Raw genomic sequence first — 18,070 nt, 5'->3', positions numbered from 1 at the left:
AATTTCTAATTCTTTTTTTCATATTTAAAAAGTTGCCTTAATACCTGTATTGATTACTCGTGCTTGTGGGTAATATTGTGCACTTGAATTTGTTGATTCCGGATCCCAAATGCCTATTTTATCCAAGGTTATTAGATTTAAGCCATTAACATATAACCTTAAAGCACTTAAGCCTACTTTTTTTGTTAGTTTATCAGATAAAGTATAACCGAGTTCTACATTTTTTAACCTAACGTAATTATTACTCCGGGTCCAGTAGGTGTTACTAGCAGCATTATTTGCATCTGTATAATAGGTTTGCCCGCGGTTAGATAAACGAGGAAATTCACTACTCGGTTTATCAATGGTCCAGCGGTTAATGTATGACCATTCTAAAAAATTACCAATATCACCAGATTCCGTTAATCCAACAGTCTGAATTCCACCTGTAGCACCTTGAATTAAAGCTGAAAAGTCAAAGTTTTTATAAGAAAGGTAGAGGTTAAAACCACCAGTAAAAGTAGGTATATTAGTTTTGTCCATTCTAACCTGGTCATCACCATCAATTTTACCATCTCCATTAACATCCTTAAATTTCATGTCTCCCGGTAATAAATTACCGGTAAAAGCACTGTAATTAATTTTATTGGCATTAATATCAGCCTGATCTTTAAATACTCCGGCATATTGATATAGCAATTGGGTTCCTGTAGGCATACCAGTAGACTGTTGCCATTGTGGGGCACCAGGTGTTTCATCCCAAAATAGGATCTTGTTTTTAGCATAACCACCATTAACACTTAAACCATAGTTAAATTCTCCTAAGCGATCATTCCAGGACAATTTAAACTCAAATCCTTTATTGTTAACTTTTCCTAAATTTACAGGAGGTAATTTATCTGTGATGCCTGAGCTTCCTGGTACAGAATTAACTCTTGAGATGAGAATCTTTGTACGCTTATTATAGAAAGCATCAAATTCGAAACTCAATTTTTGATTAAGAAAGGAGGCATCCAGACCTATATTACTATTATTGGCTACTTCCCAGCCAAAGTCTAAATTAGGTACTCTGCTTTCTGATAAAGTTTGACTGAGCTGATCGTTGATCACATAATTCCCAAAACCCATTGTGTTTAAGTACTGGTATTCTGCCAATGCATCACCAAAATAGGCTTCAGCACCCATTTGACCCCATGATCCTCTAATTTTCAAGCTGTTAATAAAGGTAATATTATCTTTAAAGAAAGGCTCTTCTGATAATCTCCAGCCCAAAGAAACACCTGGGAAAAATCCAAAACGTTTATCCTCTGGAAAAATGTAAGAACCATCTGCCCTCCACAAGAATTCAGCAAGATATTTTTCTTTATAATTATAGCCCACTCTTCCAAAATAACTTAACCGAGCTCTATTAAAAAGGTTATTTGGTTCGCCAGCATTGCCAACAGTTTGTTCTTTATCACTACCTGCAACCAATTCTTGTAATGCCGTAGAAAGAAAATATCTGCGGGAAGCAGAAAAGCCATCATTATTAACCTTTTCTTTGGTAATGCCTGCCATCAAGTTAAACGTATGATTTTCTATTTTTTTATCATAGTTTACCATACCCATTAAATTTATGGCTAATTGACTACCGGCACTTTCAGACAAACTTGCATCGTTGCGTTCAGAACGTACAGAACCAACAAGTACTGGCGTTACGCCATCTGCTTCAAAAGTTTTCTTGTCCCAATCATATAATGTCCACGGGGTTTGCCATCTTTTTTGTCTTCCGGCAAATTTATCGATAGAAGCCGTACCTGTTACTTTTAATCCTTCAATTCCGGGAATCTTTATGTCTATTTTTCCTGTTGATTGAAAATAATCCCTACGATCTTTATTATAGCCTGTCAAATTTGTAGAAATCACATAAGGATTAAATCCAAACTCAATATCGCGCCCCGGAAGTCCGTTTGGCCAAACAGCAACTTCTGTGGGTTTACCCCTCATTAGCATTCTAAAGATATCTCCAGCACCAACAGTTGGGAAATTACGCACTTCTTCTCTTGCCGTTATTCCAAAAGTTGTCGTAATATATTTATTGATATTAGCTTCCAGGTTTACTCGCAAGTCATATTGTTGAAATCCTGTAGCTGAATTTTTGTAGTAGCCGTCTTGATCCAGATACCCAAGAGATACCAGGTATTTTACATTTTCAGCACCACCAGTTATTTGCATATTATGCCTTTGTTGTGGTGACCATTCTTTTAATGTTGTACTAAACCAGTCTGTATTTGGATAGCGTAAAGGATCAGATCCATCTGCAAGTTTTTGCATTTCATCTGGCCTATAAGCTGCATTAATCGTATTCCCATTATCAGTACGAACATATTTACCACTAGAGTTGAAACCTTGCCAGGCCGCTTGCCATTGTTCAACGGGCAAACCAGCACCAAAAATATTCAGCTCATTTAAAATTTCTGCATACTGTGAAGAATTAGCCATTTTAGGAGTTCTGGTTGGTTGTTGAAGGCCATACCCAAAATCGTATGATAATTGTGGTTTTCCCATTTTACCTTGTTTTGTCGTAATTAAAATAACCCCATTAGCAGCACGAGAACCATAAATTGCTGCCGAAGCATCTTTTAATACAGAAACACTCTCCACGTCATTCGGATTGATTCGTTCTAAACCACCTGCTCTATTTGGAACACCGTCAATAACAATTAAAGCATCGTTATTTCCTAATGAATTTACGCCTCTTATTCGAATTGAAGAGCCATCAAAACCGGGCTCGCCACTTGCTTGAACAGCTGTTACACCAGGCAGGCGTCCTGCCAAAGAGTTGGAAAGATTTACAGTAGGTGTTTTGGCAAGTTCTGAACCTTTTATAGCAGCTACAGCACCAGAAACTACTGCCTTCTTTTGGGTTCCATAACCTACAACGATGACCTCTGAAAGCTCCTGAGTGTTTTCAAGGAGTTTAATGTTTATCAACGCTTGATTGTTTACTTCAATTTCTTTGGTAATATAGCCCATGTACGTGAATACCAGAACTCCATTATCCGGGACTCTGATTGCGTAATTTCCTGATAAATCTGTACTGGTAGCAGTAGCACCATCTTTAAGTTTTATACTTACTCCTGGAATAGGCGAACCTTTGGAATCCGTTACCTGACCTTTTACCACAACATCGATGCTCCCTGCATTTTGTGACCTAATGACAACCAAATCATCTTTTAGCACATGGAACTTTAAACCTGTATCTTTTAAAAGTAAGGTTAATGCATCAGTAATTAGGATGTTCTTTTTCACTAGAGATATACTTTTAAGATTAGGAATATCTTCTTCGCTAAATAACAGCCTAAAATCTCCCTTCTTTTCAAGAATTTTCAAAGCATCTTTTAATTTTACCTCACTAAAGTCTAAATCAACTTTAGTGTTTTGAGAAAATGTTGACGCAGACACCTGCAAGCACATTAGAAACGATAGTACAAAGATCCAATTTAACATCAATAATAATTTTGTTTTAGAAAAGTGGACACGTAGAACCTTATTGCACAGTTCTTTTTTTTTCATAGATTTGTGGGTTTCAAAGTTAAAAATCTGTTAGCGTAGTAATTACTACTTTTAATGGTTTAGAAGGGGGAAAAATGTTTGCAGCATTTTCTCCCTTTTTTTAATAGATAATTACGTCATCAGCTGTTAGTTTAAAATTAAAAGGTTTGATTAATTGCATTGCGGTTAAGGCTTCTTTGATGTTTTCATTATTAAAAACTCCTGTAAACTGATAAGACTTGATTTTTTGTGCGTGCATTTGTATACGCACATTAAACCAGCGCTCCAATTTTGGTTTTAGCTCTTCAAATGATTCGTTTTTAAAAACCAGCTGACTATCTTTCCAGGAAGTTTCTTCGATATAAACCTTATCACCTATTATAACAGGATTTATATGTTCAATTGTTAAAGTGATGTTTTGTGTAACTGGAGACTGCTCTTCTTTTCCAATATTGTTCTGAACTAAAGCAAATTTCTCAGAAGGACTTAACAGTATTTTTTGCGCAGGCCTGTTGTTTACTGAAAGTTCAATGGAACCACGGATTAATGTAGCCTCAGATTTTTTATCTTTTGGATAGGCTTTAACATTAAATGCCGTTCCTAAAACATTTACAGCCATTTTAGAGGTCTGCACAATAAAGGGACGATTCTTATGGTGGGCAACATCAAAAAAAGCTTCACCTGTGAGGTAAACAATACGTGTTGAATTTTGGCAGATATTAGAGTTGTAGGATAGTTTACTATCAGAATTGAGCCAAACAATTGTTCCATCTGGTAATGTTGTCTTTTTCCGTAAACCTTTGCCAGCAATGATCTGAATATTGAGAATTGAACGCTCTTCTTTTTTAACAAAGAAAAACACTAAAAAAAAGAGAATTGATAAAGCACAAAAGATTCCAAGTTGAATTTTATAAGGATACCGATTATGAGATACTCGGTTTTTTTTGGAAAATAAAAACTCGTTTTTGAATTTTAATTGGTGACGTAAATAAGCATTATCAATATCAGGATTATTTTCTGGTGAATTTCTTGAATTAACCCAAAGCTGTGCTAAGATTTCATCATAATAAATTGAATCTGGGTATTTAGCCAACAACTCATTTAGCTCCTCGAGTTCATGTTTTGAAGCCTCAAAAGCCATTTTGCGGGCTAATAATTCAAAAATTCTATCTTTATCCATAAGGATCGCCGTCGAAAAATTTATATTGGTTTATAGTTAGGACAATATTTTTCGAAGAACTCCCTAAACAATTTTAAAAAAACTTTAAATAAATTAAATCAGGTTGAACTCGGCTTTAAGAATGCTTGTTAATTTTTTAATAGCTATAACTAATTGGGCATCTACAGTTTTAGTAGAAATATTTAAAATGGCAGCAGTTTCTTTATAACTCAACCCCTCCTCTTTGATCAATTTAAAAACTAGTTTACACCTATTAGGAAGCTCTTGAGTAGCCATCTCAATCTTTTTCCTTAATTCGTCATTAATATAGATTTGCTCTGGCGTCAAGCTGTCCAGGAAAACGTCAATTTCGATGGCATCTATAGATATAAATTCATACCTGGAGTTTTTATTCAGCTCATTCAAAGAAAGGTTGCGTGCTATTACAAAGGCATAGACTTTTATATTATCTATTAGAAGTAATTTTAACCTGTTCCTCCAAAGCGTAATCATCACATCGCTTGCAACTTCTTCGGCTAATTCTTTTGATTTTAAAAGAAAAAAACTAAACCTGAATAAAGACGGAAATAATATTTTGAAAAGCTGTTGGTACGCGTTTTGGTTATTATATAAGGCAACTTGATTAATAAGATGTTTTAAATCAGGTAAATGATTAGACATAGATTTATAGTTGGTTATCTCAAATCTATGTATTTATACTTACTATGCAAATCTAAATTACCTCAACACTGTTGCATTATTGTTAACAAGCTATAAGCTTTACTTTAAAAAAAATTAAACAATTCAATTTAACGTATAAATACTATCATAAACACCATCCCATAATATAATTCTTTTTTGTAAAGATGCTATAGCTACATTTTTAGCCTCCTTCCAAAAAGTTTCATTATCACCACAAAGCGTTGAAGTCATTTCCAGTGCCAGATGGCTATGGTGGTCACCATCAATTTCAATATGTCTTTCAAGGTAATATTTAAACTTAGACATTTGTTCAGGAAATTTATGGTTCAGGTCATCTATAATAGATAAGAACATGTTAGGGATCAAATCTTCTCTGCCAAATGTAAAAGCACTGGCTTGTTCGTGTAATTTATTACTATCAATCAGTTCAAAAGTATAATCGACGAAGCATTTTGCCGCTTCAGGGGTGTCAGCTGCTATAAAAGCTTCCGCTCTACTGCTGCCCACTTTTAAAGCATTAATGAAAAGCTCAAATTGGCTAGTATCTGCTCCACATTGTTTCATGGCATCCAGATACATTTCAAAATGACTTTTCTTGTTTCCCATGTCATCTATGTCTGCCTCTTCTCCAGCAACAATTTCATTTATTAACGACCTGGTATTTGCATTGCCAACAGGAAACCATGGAATAGTGGTACACGTAAGGTTGATTTGTAATGATTTAAGTAAAGACATAAAATCCCAAACGGCATAAATATGATGTTCCATAAAAACTTTTAAATCTTTCAAATCATTAATCTTAGCATAAACTTTATGGTTAATGATTTGTTGTCTAAGTGGTTCAATTTCCAATTTGATTTCATCAATATTTTTATTCATTGGTAGTATTTCTTTTTTGGTGCAAAAGTAATTGAATTATATTTAAATCCCTCTGGCGTAGGTGGAAAAGGCTAAACCCTTTTTTTTAATAAATTCCATTAAAACCATTATAAAATTGTAGCAGCTCGAAATATGATTCTTTTAATGAGTGTTTAAGTATACAAAGTAGTTTGGGATATAAAATAAAACATAGTTATATTAAATACGAGTGTCTTTTACAGGTTGATTTTGTAAAGAATAAAACATAGTTATTTTAAGTAAAGCATCCAGAAAATCTGCGATGCGAACATTACTTAATAATAAATGTAATTAGATTAATTAGTTAATCAACAAACTGTTATAAATTAAGAAATAGTTATGAAAACGCTTATTGTCCTTACCGATTTTTCGAATACAGCTTCAAGTGCCGCAATATACGCTGCAGCTTTAACACATCAATTCAGTATTTCACGGTTCATACTCTTTAACTCTTATGAATTTAAGCCTCTAGCAACTGAGATACCCATGCCCAACCAGGTTAGCATGGAATTACGAAGAGAAGAAAGTCTTAAAAAACTAGAAGATTTAAGAGATGAGCTAAGGACTTTCGTTAGCGAAAATACCAGTATTGAGCTGCTCGCCACCGAGAAAAACCTGTTATTTGCTGTACATTCACTTTCAGAGCAGTACCATGCAGAATTAACCGTAATGGGTATCACTGGAATGAGCGGTTTTGAACGGGCTATTATTGGCAGTAACACGATAAGCGTAGCCAGAGAGATTTCTACACCACTACTTCTCGTCCCCAATCGGTCGAAGTTTGAAAAAATCAATAAGGTTGTTTTTGCAACAGACCTTAAAAGTGATTTACAAAAATCTGCAATTGAAATTAAAAATATTATTACCGCATTAAGTGCCCGTTTACTCCTGTTAAATATTGAAAAAAGTGGCGAAGTAAAGTTCAATACGGATTTAATAAATGAGCAGGCCATTCTACATGATGTATTGGATAATGAAGATCCTGAATATTATTTTAATGAAAATGAGGATATTGCTGCTGGCATCCTTGAATTTATTAAAAATCATGACGTACAATTAGTGATTGCTCTACAGAAAAAGCATGGTTTTTTTGAAAGTATATTTCACCGAAGTATTACAAAAAGACTTACTTATCAAACTCCTATCCCATTGTTATTACTGCAAGAAGGAATAGGCAAATTATAGTCGTTTTCTGCACCCTAATTATTTAAATTAAACTAATTTAAATGAATCAATATTATTTATTAACTTTAATAAACTGCTAAACTCAGCGGCTTAAATTAATTTTTCACAATTTCATCAAAAAACTATGCGCTTTTTATTAACCACAATTATTGCTGTTAGCTGCCTCTCTACGCAGGTACCAAAATCTGAAGAACTTTCTAATTCAAAATGGTCGGGTACACTTAATGTACCCCATGCTATTGCTGTTGAAATGGAGTTTAAGAAAGATAGTCTTTTCACTTATATGGGAGAAGAATTGCTAGAAACAAATTCATTTCAAATCAAGGGCGACACTTTGGTCTTACAAAAATTAAGCGGCAGGAGTTCTTGCGATTTACAGCCAGCTAATTATAAATTTATAATCAAGGATGATATTTTGAAAATAGAGGCATTAAATGATGAATGTAGTGAGCGAAAAGATGCATTTTCACCAGAAGGCTATAAAAGGATAAAATGAGTTTAACTTTTGAGCTATATAAAACTAAACTCCCAAGTTTTTGTTGTACCATACAATCATTGATCAATAAATTACTGAGACCATCATAAGCTTACAGCTTATAAAAATAATGAATAGAAGCTTGTGATAGCTTCATCACCTTTAAAATTATAGATATAATGATGAAAAATTATTTAACTATTGCGTTACTTGTTTCGACAACAATCTTCACTTCCTGTTCAGAAAAAAAAGAAACAGAAGTTGCATTAGCAACACTAGCCACTACTGCAGATGCTAAAGACATTGGTACTGCAAAGTTTTATCAATTAAATGATGGAAAAATGAGAATGGATCTTGTAATAGACTATCCTGCCAGAGCAGACAGTACTGTTGCAGTACATTTTCATGAACACGGCGATTGTGGAAATATGGGTGAAAATGCTCATGGACACTGGAACCCAACTAATGAGAACCATGGTCAATGGGGTTCAGCTGCATATCACTCTGGAGACATTGGTAACATTAAATTAGATGCAAAAGGCCACGGTGAGGTGTCAATAACTACCGATAGATGGAATATTGTGAACAATGACCTTAAATCCATCGTGGGGCGTGGCATAATCGTACATGGAGGAACTGATGATTACACTACTCAACCAACAGGAAACTCAGGCCCCAGGGTGGGTTGCGGTGTAATAACGAAAATTTAATTATTTAATATAATTTAAGAAAAAGGTTTTCATTCTTAAACAAAATCTCAAAGTATCAATAGGGAATTTAAATAAATCACCTATTGATACTTTTTTTTATTTAACAGCAACCCCAATAACAATGTATTTACTTTTCATTGGAATTAAACTGGCTAGTAGACTATCCATTTTCCCCAGCATATTTCTTTGTTTCTCATTCCTTCCAAAGCATCCAAAAAAACCTTCTGTCGTATAATTTACCATGCTAAAAGGAGAAAATACCTCGTCTATTTCACTTAATTTCAAATAATTCCAATCCTTTGTACCATATCCTTTTCTTAAAATTTTATGTAACAACGTTGCTTCCAGGTTTTCTGCAAAAAAAAGGATCCCACCAGGTTTTAATGCCTTATAAATTTCATTTATTGTGTTTCCTTTATTTTGGTTTTTATTGCTACTAATTCCACCTAAAATAGATTTAAAGATGATCACATCAAAATAGTCCTCATAAGGAATATTAGTAGCATCTATTGCTGCATAAGTAATTCTTGAAGAACAGTTATATTTTTCATGCATATGATAAGCGTCTTCTTCAGGTCCGTAAAGATCTGAACATAACACCTTATTTTTATTTAAGGCAAGCCACAAAGACATACCTCCTTTACTAGATCCTAACTCTAAACATTGGTATTCTTTATTTGAAACAGATATGTTTTTTTCCCAATAATCTAATGCCTTAGACCAGTTCGCAATGTCCCATCCAACAATGTCGTTTATCAATTCTTTTTCCATAATTTAATTTCCCTCAGTATAAAATTGTTTTTCAAAGAAGATAAAGTAATCATCATTTCCGTTTATCAGTGTTTGATCATGGCGGTTTTATCTATCTCTTTATTAAAGCTTGGTGAAAATTCCAAAACAACACCTTTCTGGAGGTGAAAATTTTAAAAAAACGGTCTATAAAAAAGGAAAGATTCAAGTGGCAAAAACGTCAGTTTGCAATCAATTCTTTTTATTCAAAGATAGTCTGGATAAACACGACTTTGATTAAAAATGTTAAAATTGAGAAATTACACAACTTCAGTACACAGATAAAACAGTACTTTTTAAGCTTATTAAAACCCCTATTCTGCTAGTTTTAAGACTAAAAAAGATATACTAAATTAGTTTAATTCTTTAAAATTATTATAAATAAAAACATAAATTAAATCTTATAAACAATTGATTTTTAATAAAATATATTATTTTATTTGAGTAATGATATTGACTATTTTATGTAGATAACAGTTATTTGCATAAAACATTTTCGATTAAAAAAAATGCTAAAATTAATAGCAAAATAGATTTAGGATTTATCACATTAATTTTAATGCCAAATTTAATTTTGTATTTATTTCAGCTCCAATAACCAAGGTAAATTGATATTTAAAACTCCCCCAGATAGTATCCTTTTTTAACAAAGCATTTTTTAATAAAAACTTATTTCTTATTGGGCTGTTAAAGGAATATTTAAATTATAATATTATGTTTTCAGCAAAAAGAGCAGTAATAATAGCGACTGCATATCTGATCATATATGTAGTTTCACTCGAACTAATGGGCCTCTGTAGAATTGTCTTTATTTTATTTGGCTTATCTCCAATTCTTTTGATTTGGATGGTTTATGTTGTATTAAAAGAGAAGGGATTTGAATACCCTGAATTAAAAGATGAAGAAGAATGGGGTTATTTAGATCAACCGAAAGAAGGCCTTTAGGCCGAAGCCTGGCATTACTCAAATAAGTCAAGGGGCATGTTTCCACCCATCAGGCTTTTGCTCTTATCGGGCTTTATAAATGAATGCGCAAACCAAGGCCTAATTTTAAAACTTACGCTAAGTAAATAGTTTTGGTTTTATGGAATAAAAAGTCAATAAGTTAAGCATTGAAAACTTACCTAATTTTATTTAAATTTTTTGTAAAAAGACTATCAAGCGTTAGTAATTCAACTATCTAATCAAATAACACAGATATGATTTATCCCTGATTTAGAATTCTTAAATTAGCCGGATGAATAAAAAAATTGCAGTCATTTTTGATATGGACGGTGTCATCTGTCATACTAATCCATATCATTCATTGGCCTTCCAGGAATTTTTCTTAAAAAGAAGCTTAACACCAACTGAAGAAGAGTTTGCAACGCACATGTATGGCAAAAGCAATAGTTATATACTTAGCCATTTTTTAAAAAGACCTATACAAGGCCAGGAATTATTAGAGCTGGAAGAGGAAAAGGAGAGTATGTTCAGGATGATTTACAAACCGCATATTGAACCTATTACTGGTATCCTAACATTTATAAGTGATTTAAAAAACAATGGGGCCCAAATCGGCGTTGCCACTTCTGCACCCTATGCAAATCTTGAATTGATTTTAAGCAAAGTCGCTATCCGTGAAAATTTAGGTTCTATAATGGCAAGTGAGGACGTGAGAAACCACAAACCAGATCCAGAAGTTTATTTAACTTCTGCCAGCAACCTGGGCATAGCACCAGAACAATGTGTTGTTTTTGAAGATTCTTTTTCTGGAGTTACCGCTGCTTTAAATGCAGGAATGAAAGTTGTTGGCGTTCTTACTTCCCATACGAAAGAAGAACTTCCGCCATGTAATTTATATATAGAAAATTATTTAGCTTTATCTTATCAAGATATCATTCCACTGCTAGAAAATTAAACCGTTTTATTCAACCCCTTTGGCGTTCATCGGTATGGTATAAACTGCATTTTTTGACGTGATGAACAAGATATCCTTGTTCATCCCCGAAAAACATACATTGCTGGAACCTTTAGGCACAATTATAGTACCTATAGCTATTCCTTTTTTATTATAAATATAAACCCCATCCCCCCCAGTAAGGTAAAGATTGCCTTTATCATCTAAAGTCATGCCATCAGCACCCCGGTTAATCAGTAATTTCTTGCTACTCAAACTTCCGTCATTGGCAATTGTGTATTTGTAAATTTTTCCGGCGTTAATATCAGCAACATACAAATACTTTCCATCTGGGGTACCAACAATACCATTTGGTTTTTCAAAACCATCAGCAACCATAATCGCCGACTTACTTCCTTTCGGCAAATAATAGACATCCTGACTTTTAATATCAGGACTGTTCCTGGTCCAATACGACCGTTGGTAATAAGGGTCAGTCAAATAAATCCCACCCTTCAAATCTACCCAAAGGTCGTTTGGTCCATTTAATTGTTTACCATTATAATCAGTTAAAAGTATTTTAACTTTACCGTTCAGATTTACAGACCAAATTTCTCCTTTTTCATCAGCACACATAATCAAGTTGCCCTTACTGTCGAAATAAGTACCATTTGCTCTGCCAGACTTATCCATAAATAGCGTCAGCTTCCCATCTGTACTATACTTCCAAACCTTATCATTGGGTTGATCTGTAAAAAACACATTACCTTTTCCATCAGAAGAACAACCTTCGGTAAAACTAAAATCAGAGCCAATTAGTTTAAGTTGCTCCTGAACAAAAAGATTAGTGTCATTATTTAAGCTATCCTGCTGCAAACCAGCATTTTTATAGGTAGAAGAAGCCTTCTTTATTTTATAGCTTTGTAAAGCTGAAGCCACAAACAAAAGGTAGAAGATATATTTCATATTTAAATATTATGTTTTTAGGCATGCCCCAGTAATTCATCAATTTGTTTAGCCATGTGCCTATCTTTATCGGTAATATTAGTGCCAACATCATGTGTATAAAGCCAAATCTCAACTTTATTCCATTCATTCGTCCATTTGGGGTGATGGTTATACTTTTCAGCAAGGAATGCTACTTTAATCATAAAAGCAAAAGCCTCGTTAAAATCCTTGAAGATAACAACCTTATATAGTTTATCATCTATTTCCTCCCATTGTTTTTGAATTATATTTTCCATTTTCAATTAACTGTAGAGCTTGCGTCATTGCAATTATAATGATAAACAAAAATAACGTTTTAGTGTTTTTATTAAAAACCCAAATGTTAGGTCAATATAGCTTTATTTACCTTAAAAAAACTATTTTTTACTAACTTAACGAGCATAAAAGGGCTTTTCAGGCTTCATTTCATTACTTTGTTTTTCGTAAAAAAATGATCATTGGAGTCGTCAAAAGCCTCAATAAAAATACATCAATTAGTGTTTGACGAATAAAACTTTTCAAGGTGAATTAATTCACTGCAGTTCTTAGTTCATCTTGCCTACTTCAACAGTATATTTTATGATATTTATAAAACATTGTAGCGTAAGGAGTATTGAAGTTAGGAGTTGTATTAAAGAGCTTAAAATTTTAATGAATACGGTTATTAATAAATTACCATCAAATACACCAATTTAATCTTATTCTTTTAGCTTTGTTTTAAATAACAAAATAAATGTCAAAAACAAAACTTACAATCAACAATAACGGATCTGTGAAAATAGAAGGCGATTTTGAAATCGTAGACAGAAATGGAGATACCTATGGTCTTCAGGGAAGAACGGTTTTATCTATATGCCGTTGTGGACTTTCAAAAAACAAACCATTTTGTGATGGTTCTCATAATGGTCATTTTGAACATGAAGCTGTTGCTTTTGACCTTCCTCCAAAAAAAGTTTAAAAACTTATTAAGGCTGCCAGAGGTTTCTGGCAGCCTTAATAACCCTAATGGCCAATGATTTCTCCGGCCCAACTTCCTTCTTTCCTTTCCTATATGGAGGATTCCCCCGCTCCTATTATTTCAATTCTGAACTTTTTTGTCTATTTTCGTCGCCCGGTTAAAGTCTGGCACAACATTTTTTTGATAAATTATTCCCTTTTGCAATGAAGAAGTTTTTATATGGAATTGATTTTGGAACTACCAATTCGGCATTATCCATTTTCGATGAAGAAAAGAAGGAGATTCTGACGACGATCCTTATTCCATCCCTAATTTATTTCCCATTTAGCCACAAAAGCGAAGGCTCTTTAAATTACGTTGTGGGCGAAAAAGCCATTTCAGCATACCTTAGCGATGGTATGGAAGGTCGCTTTATTAAATCGGTGAAACAAATACTATCCAAGAGTAGCTTTACCGAAACACGCATTCAAAATAAAAGATACACCGCATCAGACCTTGTAGCCATAATTCTGAAAGAACTTAAAAGCAGGGCGGATGAATTTATTGGTCAAGACTGCCAGAAAGCCATAATTGGCCGCCCGGTATTTTTTGATGATGACAATACCCATAAAGATACCCTTGCACAAAACCGTTTGAGCAAAGCTGCCGAACTTGCTGGATTTAAAAATGTACGTTTCCAATTTGAGCCCATAGGTGCCGCCTTTGCCTATGAAAAAACCCTCCAGCAACAAGAAAAAGTACTTGTAGCGGATCTTGGAGGTGGTACAACAGATTTTACCTATTTAGTTCTCGATCCTGAAAAGGCTGGAAGTGTATTCAGGAAGAATGATTTAATGGCTACTGGCGGTATTTATATTGGTGGAGACAGTTTTGACTCGGCTTTTATGTGGGAAAAGGGTACACCCTATTTCGGCAAAAATACCGAGTATGAGGCTACCCCAGGAAAAATATTAACTGTTCCTAAATCTTTGTTCGCCAATATCTTCACATGGGATAAAATGAACTTTTTTAATGGAAATAGAATCAAAAAAGACATAGAAGATTATTATTATTTCTCTGGAAAGGACGCAAAATTCAAAAACCTAATTACCCTGATCGACAATAATCTTGGTTACTCTGTATTTCAGTCCATAGAAAAAACAAAAATTGGCTTATCTGATCGTGAGGTTTCAAGGTTTAGTTATTCTAATATGGAGATCGAAATTGAAGAAGAAATAACGATTGTACAATATGAAGCTATCATTGATAAAGACATCCAAAAAATCAGTAGTTATTTGGATGATTTTATGCTAAAAAACAACATTAAACCAGAAGAAATAGACAGTCTTTTTATTACTGGCGGCACTTCAATGGTTAGGGCAATTCAACATCTTTTCAAAAGCAGATTTCCCTTGATAAAAGTTAATTCAGGCGACAATTTTACCAGTGTATCAAAAGGCCTTGCTTACAGTGGGTATTTATTTGAAATGCACGATTAGTCGTATAAGAAAAAAACAGCTTTTATTGGTCATTTTAATAAGCAATAGTAAATCTCTGACGAATATGTTTTGGATGCTCTAGCTCATCTACCAATGCAACAGCAGCATCCTCTACAGAAATAATGCTCCTCTGGTTTTCGTCATATACAGGGTATTCTAATCCTATCCTGTATTTGCCTGATCTTTTCCCAGAAGTGTGTGGGGTCATCTCAATAGCAGGACTTAAAAAGGTCCATTCCAACTCTTTTTCAACTTTTAATAAATTCAAATATTCCCTTGCAGCTAGTGCACCCATTTTCCAGTCCTCCGGAAAATCTGGGCTATCAACTAACTGAACTTCCGGAGAAACAAATAAACTACCAGCTCCACCAACTACAATAAGTCGTTTTAAGCCTGCTTTTTTAACCCCAGCCTGTATGGCCAAAGAACCTTCAATAAACTCACTGTAAAGGTTTGGATTGTTCCAGCCAGCATTAAAAGTGCTAATCACCGCATCTTGTCTTGCTAAAGCAGCTACCAATTTATCTCCCTGCAGTACATCGGCCTTTACAAAGGTTAAATTGGGGTTTTGTTCTACGTTTTCAGGGTGACGAGAAACAGCCCTTACCTGATGTCCTCTACTCAATAGTTCATTTAAAATGGCCTTGCCTACAAAGCCAGACGCACCAATTAATGCTACCTTCATAAATTTATTTTTAAAATATTTCTATTGTTATTTATAAAATAATACTATTTAAATTTTTTTGACCATTAAAGTTTTTTCTTTGCACAAGTATTGATAAGATTTTAGCCTTATGCACATTTAGCAAAATATTTAATTATTTAATTGTTAATCTTTTAAAGATACGCTTCTAATCATATATAAATCCATTTAATTGATAAGAATTAAGCATAAATTAGAATAAAAGGTAATCGTATTTTAGTATGATTAAAGAATACCATAGAGATACCCCTCCTATTAGGCGCACCTCAATCGGACATTGTTTCGGTTTTCCGCAACAATGTCCCTACCAGGTCGCTACCAGCTCCGTAGGAGTAGCGAACTAAGTCTTACTTAAACTTATAGTTCATTATAAGTAATATAATCCATTACATTATAAATATTTACTTTTGAATGCTTAGCGTAGCAAGCCAGTACTGCTGCTTTTTTAAACCCTGTAGCGGGTCAGACCCATAATTAAAAGAAACACCAAAAGCAATGCTAACCGGTGCAGTAGCAAAATAATAATCCACAGCAGTTTTAAGCAAGTTTGTGTACTTTTCCTTACTTATAGTAGAGTTGATGAGCGCATAGCGAAGGGTATAATCAATTGAAGTTTCCCAGGTTTTTAAAGGCTCCACCATAAGAGCAGCAGGAATTCTTTTTTTATTGCCGCCTAAACTATATTGCAATTTCAAGACTGGCCTTAAGACAGTCCCGTTGTTGAACTTGTTATTTGCTGAGAAATTATTTTGAAGCTCTACAGCAGGAATAATTGAAACCAGGTTAATCAGTCTCCGACTTCCCCTAATCGTATAAGTACTTAAATTAATTCCTTTTTCTGCAGACCTAAATGGAATAATATCCATGGTAAATACAAAAGCATTCACGGTATCTATCACATTCCTGGAATATTTAAAAGTTGGGGTAAAAATAAACCTGGAGTAAGTTGTGTTTGTTTGGTTCCTGTGAATTTTTGTTCTCAGGGTTGAAGAAAATCCAGTTAGCCAGGTATATTGGCTTTCATCAAACAGGGTGTTTCTATGTAACTCTCCGATAATTTTTCCTGTAATGGTAAGCTGCTTCGTTAGTGCGACATCAAAAAAAGGAATCCCAACTGCAGCATCTATCAAATAAGAATCCTGCGCACCCTTAGGTAGGGTAAAGTGAAACCTCGCAGGTTCTTTTTTCGTTGCAGCTGAACCGAAAGATTGTCTCAGCTCCAAATTTTTTATAATGCCGGAAATCATATTCTTCCTTAATGAATCAGTTTGAGCATTTACAATAGATGATAACAAAATAAAAGTGTTAACCAGCCATAATTTACCTATAAATTTACTGTAGTTAAGTTTCATATCTTACTAATTACCAAATCAATACAGTCACTTACAGTAGCGCAATTAATAACCTCCCCGACTTTCACCTTTGCACCCTTCTTATAACTTTTGACCAGCTCATCTAATAGATCAGCTAAAAATTGGTAAGCGGCACTTGTTGGCAGTAAATTCCCAAGCTCCATCTCTTTAAAGAGATTTTTAGGATTTTCTGCAGCCTGACCAGCTGCAATAAGAATGTTTTTTTTAACCAGGTCCACTATCGCTGTTTCATACTTCACCCGGGAATCCACTAAAAGCTGATGCGCTGGTAAAAACTCCAAATATTGTTTTTTAACAAGCCTTAACTGCGCTATTTTTTCTTTTTCAAGTGGATAAGTAAGGCCGGCCATCCTCAGCCTTTTAAAGTCTGGATAGCCCTCCATTATAGTAATATTTTTCATTTCTTTTCCGTTTAATAAACATTATTAAAATGAAGGCTTCACTTGGTAAGCCTCAGTTAAAATTGAGCGTCTGTATAAGTTCTGGGAAGTCAATAAATGGATTTCTATTGCCTTGCTGCAAGTGTATTTCATGGTTGCGATGTTGTTCGTATAAAGTAACAGGTTGATTTAAAGCCCAATCTTTAAGTGTCTGTATATCTTTTTTTTGATAAACAGCAATGCTATCAGGATACCTGACAAGAAAATATAAAACGGCTCTTGCAACTATTCCTTTATTATTTTCAGGCTCAAAAAACCCCTGTTCAGCATTTCCACAAGCGGGTTTTCTTTTTCAGTATCAGGTGTAGGGTTATAAGTTGGAAAATCATGGTATGGAAAGTTATTATGAAAAAGATTACAGCGAGCTTCACAAGCAAACAAATGGTGCAAATCGCCACGCATAGGCTCTTGTTTCTTGAACCAGGATTGGCAAACAACATGTTCACAATTATAAGGCATGGTAGATTCCATTTTTTCAACTTCCTGGTTGAACGCTGCTAAGCCCATTTCTTTTTCCTTCTTTACAATTCTATAAATTGCAATTGCCTTTCTATATCAACTTTCTGATCGGCCAAAATAAGCTCCTGAACCGTGAACATTTTCATAGAATTGTAATGTCATAAACAATACTACTTACTCTGACTCCTTCATTTTCTATCCAGTCAACTTGAACTTCACCTTGCGATTTATCCCAAATTTCTCCTGCTAAATTTAATATCTTACCATCTAAGACCGTTGCAAGGCAATATGTGATTTAACTAATTGATTAACAATAAATTACACTTGTTTTTTTTGTTATTTAGGATATTTTTATGTATTTTA

At 34.0% G+C, this 18,070-nt stretch carries 19 protein-coding genes; 7 read left to right on the top strand and 12 right to left on the bottom strand.

All coding sequences use genetic code 11. From position 1 onward, the window contains the following. Positions 1 to 24 precede the first annotated feature (24 nt). From AAKU52_RS10515 to AAKU52_RS10500, 4 genes are all read right to left on the bottom strand, one after another. Complete coding sequence (locus AAKU52_RS10515) at positions 25 to 3,534, bottom strand: SusC/RagA family TonB-linked outer membrane protein (RefSeq protein ID WP_354333131.1); 3,510 nt, start codon at positions 3,532 to 3,534, stop codon at positions 25 to 27. A gap of 100 nt (positions 3,535 to 3,634) precedes the next feature. Further along, a complete protein-coding gene (locus AAKU52_RS10510; RefSeq protein WP_354333129.1) occupies positions 3,635 to 4,693 on the bottom strand; it encodes a FecR family protein in 1,059 nt (352 codons plus the stop codon). 93 nt (positions 4,694 to 4,786) lie between these two features. Then, positions 4,787 to 5,353, bottom strand: a complete 567-nt coding sequence (locus tag AAKU52_RS10505; RefSeq protein WP_354333126.1) for an RNA polymerase sigma factor — start codon at positions 5,351 to 5,353, stop codon at positions 4,787 to 4,789. A gap of 123 nt (positions 5,354 to 5,476) precedes the next feature. After that, entirely contained in the window at positions 5,477 to 6,253 is a 777-nt protein-coding gene (locus tag AAKU52_RS10500; protein ID WP_354333124.1) for a DUF3050 domain-containing protein, read from the bottom strand. Positions 6,254 to 6,610: 357 nt separating this feature from the next. On the opposite strand from AAKU52_RS10500, the gene AAKU52_RS10495 reads away from it, so the two are divergent. From AAKU52_RS10495 to AAKU52_RS10485, 3 genes are all read left to right on the top strand, one after another. Next, positions 6,611 to 7,456, top strand: coding sequence for a universal stress protein (locus AAKU52_RS10495; RefSeq protein WP_354333122.1), 846 nt, complete (start codon positions 6,611 to 6,613; stop codon positions 7,454 to 7,456). A 124-nt stretch (positions 7,457 to 7,580) separates the two neighbouring features. Further along, entirely contained in the window at positions 7,581 to 7,952 is a 372-nt protein-coding gene (locus AAKU52_RS10490) for a hypothetical protein (RefSeq protein ID WP_354333120.1), read from the top strand. A 158-nt stretch (positions 7,953 to 8,110) separates the two neighbouring features. Then, complete coding sequence (locus AAKU52_RS10485) at positions 8,111 to 8,641, top strand: superoxide dismutase family protein (RefSeq protein WP_354333118.1); 531 nt, start codon at positions 8,111 to 8,113, stop codon at positions 8,639 to 8,641. 96 nt (positions 8,642 to 8,737) lie between these two features. Here AAKU52_RS10485 and AAKU52_RS10480 read toward each other — a convergent pair whose 3' ends face one another. Further along, positions 8,738 to 9,412: a class I SAM-dependent methyltransferase gene (locus AAKU52_RS10480; RefSeq protein WP_354333115.1), complete on the bottom strand. Its 675-nt coding sequence runs from the start codon at positions 9,410 to 9,412 to the stop codon at positions 8,738 to 8,740. Positions 9,413 to 10,144: 732 nt separating this feature from the next. On the opposite strand from AAKU52_RS10480, the gene AAKU52_RS10475 reads away from it, so the two are divergent. Together AAKU52_RS10475 and AAKU52_RS10470 are read left to right on the top strand one after the other, a co-directional pair. Then, positions 10,145 to 10,375: a hypothetical protein gene (locus AAKU52_RS10475; RefSeq protein ID WP_354333113.1), complete on the top strand. Its 231-nt coding sequence runs from the start codon at positions 10,145 to 10,147 to the stop codon at positions 10,373 to 10,375. A 292-nt stretch (positions 10,376 to 10,667) separates the two neighbouring features. Next, a complete protein-coding gene (locus AAKU52_RS10470) occupies positions 10,668 to 11,330 on the top strand; it encodes an HAD family hydrolase (RefSeq protein ID WP_354333111.1) in 663 nt (220 codons plus the stop codon). Positions 11,331 to 11,336: 6 nt separating this feature from the next. Here the strand turns inward: AAKU52_RS10470 and AAKU52_RS10465 are convergent, their stop codons facing one another. Both AAKU52_RS10465 and AAKU52_RS10460 read right to left on the bottom strand, forming a co-directional pair. After that, on the bottom strand, positions 11,337 to 12,275 hold the full coding sequence (locus AAKU52_RS10465) for an SMP-30/gluconolactonase/LRE family protein (RefSeq protein WP_354333109.1): 939 nt from the start codon (positions 12,273 to 12,275) through the stop codon (positions 11,337 to 11,339). Positions 12,276 to 12,292: 17 nt separating this feature from the next. Next, positions 12,293 to 12,553 (bottom strand): 4a-hydroxytetrahydrobiopterin dehydratase, encoded by a 261-nt coding sequence (locus AAKU52_RS10460; protein WP_354333107.1) that lies wholly within the window; start codon positions 12,551 to 12,553, stop codon positions 12,293 to 12,295. Positions 12,554 to 13,029: 476 nt separating this feature from the next. On the opposite strand from AAKU52_RS10460, the gene AAKU52_RS10455 reads away from it, so the two are divergent. Both AAKU52_RS10455 and AAKU52_RS10450 read left to right on the top strand, forming a co-directional pair. Continuing rightward, positions 13,030 to 13,254, top strand: a complete 225-nt coding sequence (locus tag AAKU52_RS10455) for a CDGSH iron-sulfur domain-containing protein (protein ID WP_354333105.1) — start codon at positions 13,030 to 13,032, stop codon at positions 13,252 to 13,254. Between the two features lie 203 nt (positions 13,255 to 13,457). Then, a complete protein-coding gene (locus AAKU52_RS10450) occupies positions 13,458 to 14,732 on the top strand; it encodes an Hsp70 family protein (protein WP_354333102.1) in 1,275 nt (424 codons plus the stop codon). A 34-nt stretch (positions 14,733 to 14,766) separates the two neighbouring features. Here AAKU52_RS10450 and AAKU52_RS10445 read toward each other — a convergent pair whose 3' ends face one another. The 5 genes from AAKU52_RS10445 to AAKU52_RS10425 all read right to left on the bottom strand — a co-directional run bounded on the left by AAKU52_RS10445 (position 14,767) and on the right by AAKU52_RS10425 (position 17,755). Then, positions 14,767 to 15,417, bottom strand: a complete 651-nt coding sequence (locus AAKU52_RS10445; protein ID WP_354333100.1) for an NAD(P)-dependent oxidoreductase — start codon at positions 15,415 to 15,417, stop codon at positions 14,767 to 14,769. Positions 15,418 to 15,836: 419 nt separating this feature from the next. Further along, the gene (locus AAKU52_RS10440; RefSeq protein ID WP_354333098.1) at positions 15,837 to 16,787 is read right to left on the bottom strand and encodes a hypothetical protein; all 951 of its coding nucleotides are present in this window, start codon (positions 16,785 to 16,787) and stop codon (positions 15,837 to 15,839) included. Then, positions 16,784 to 17,209 (bottom strand): hypothetical protein, encoded by a 426-nt coding sequence (locus AAKU52_RS10435; RefSeq protein WP_354333096.1) that lies wholly within the window; start codon positions 17,207 to 17,209, stop codon positions 16,784 to 16,786. The genes AAKU52_RS10440 and AAKU52_RS10435 overlap by 4 nt, the downstream gene beginning before the upstream one ends. 52 nt (positions 17,210 to 17,261) lie before the next feature. Then, a complete protein-coding gene (locus tag AAKU52_RS10430; protein WP_354333255.1) occupies positions 17,262 to 17,477 on the bottom strand; it encodes an endonuclease in 216 nt (71 codons plus the stop codon). Continuing rightward, positions 17,474 to 17,755 (bottom strand): endonuclease, encoded by a 282-nt coding sequence (locus tag AAKU52_RS10425; protein WP_354333093.1) that lies wholly within the window; start codon positions 17,753 to 17,755, stop codon positions 17,474 to 17,476. The genes AAKU52_RS10430 and AAKU52_RS10425 overlap by 4 nt, the downstream gene beginning before the upstream one ends. Positions 17,756 to 18,070: the final 315 nt, after the last annotated feature.

Origin of the sequence: Pedobacter sp. CG_S7, from assembly GCF_040544395.1 — a bacterium.
GTDB lineage: Bacteria > Bacteroidota > Bacteroidia > Sphingobacteriales > Sphingobacteriaceae > Pedobacter.
The sequence above is the reverse complement of the archived record's forward strand: the minus strand, read 5'-3'. Positions and strand labels throughout refer to the sequence as shown.

Excerpts from the sequence above, each read along its gene's own strand:
- AAKU52_RS10515 (WP_354333131.1), bottom strand. The coding sequence starts at position 3,534 with ATGAAAAAAAAAGAACTGTGCAATAAGGTTCTACGTGTCCACTTTTCT.
- AAKU52_RS10510 (WP_354333129.1), bottom strand. The coding sequence starts at position 4,693 with ATGGATAAAGATAGAATTTTTGAATTATTAGCCCGCAAAATGGCTTTT.
- AAKU52_RS10505 (WP_354333126.1), bottom strand. The coding sequence starts at position 5,353 with ATGTCTAATCATTTACCTGATTTAAAACATCTTATTAATCAAGTTGCC.
- AAKU52_RS10500 (WP_354333124.1), bottom strand. The coding sequence starts at position 6,253 with ATGAATAAAAATATTGATGAAATCAAATTGGAAATTGAACCACTTAGA.
- AAKU52_RS10495 (WP_354333122.1), top strand. The coding sequence starts at position 6,611 with ATGAAAACGCTTATTGTCCTTACCGATTTTTCGAATACAGCTTCAAGT.
- AAKU52_RS10490 (WP_354333120.1), top strand. The coding sequence starts at position 7,581 with ATGCGCTTTTTATTAACCACAATTATTGCTGTTAGCTGCCTCTCTACG.
- AAKU52_RS10485 (WP_354333118.1), top strand. The coding sequence starts at position 8,111 with ATGATGAAAAATTATTTAACTATTGCGTTACTTGTTTCGACAACAATC.
- AAKU52_RS10480 (WP_354333115.1), bottom strand. The coding sequence starts at position 9,412 with ATGGAAAAAGAATTGATAAACGACATTGTTGGATGGGACATTGCGAAC.
- AAKU52_RS10475 (WP_354333113.1), top strand. The coding sequence starts at position 10,145 with ATGTTTTCAGCAAAAAGAGCAGTAATAATAGCGACTGCATATCTGATC.
- AAKU52_RS10470 (WP_354333111.1), top strand. The coding sequence starts at position 10,668 with ATGAATAAAAAAATTGCAGTCATTTTTGATATGGACGGTGTCATCTGT.
- AAKU52_RS10465 (WP_354333109.1), bottom strand. The coding sequence starts at position 12,275 with ATGAAATATATCTTCTACCTTTTGTTTGTGGCTTCAGCTTTACAAAGC.
- AAKU52_RS10460 (WP_354333107.1), bottom strand. The coding sequence starts at position 12,553 with ATGGAAAATATAATTCAAAAACAATGGGAGGAAATAGATGATAAACTA.
- AAKU52_RS10455 (WP_354333105.1), top strand. The coding sequence starts at position 13,030 with ATGTCAAAAACAAAACTTACAATCAACAATAACGGATCTGTGAAAATA.
- AAKU52_RS10450 (WP_354333102.1), top strand. The coding sequence starts at position 13,458 with ATGAAGAAGTTTTTATATGGAATTGATTTTGGAACTACCAATTCGGCA.
- AAKU52_RS10445 (WP_354333100.1), bottom strand. The coding sequence starts at position 15,417 with ATGAAGGTAGCATTAATTGGTGCGTCTGGCTTTGTAGGCAAGGCCATT.
- AAKU52_RS10440 (WP_354333098.1), bottom strand. The coding sequence starts at position 16,787 with ATGAAACTTAACTACAGTAAATTTATAGGTAAATTATGGCTGGTTAAC.
- AAKU52_RS10435 (WP_354333096.1), bottom strand. The coding sequence starts at position 17,209 with ATGAAAAATATTACTATAATGGAGGGCTATCCAGACTTTAAAAGGCTG.
- AAKU52_RS10425 (WP_354333093.1), bottom strand. The coding sequence starts at position 17,755 with ATGGGCTTAGCAGCGTTCAACCAGGAAGTTGAAAAAATGGAATCTACC.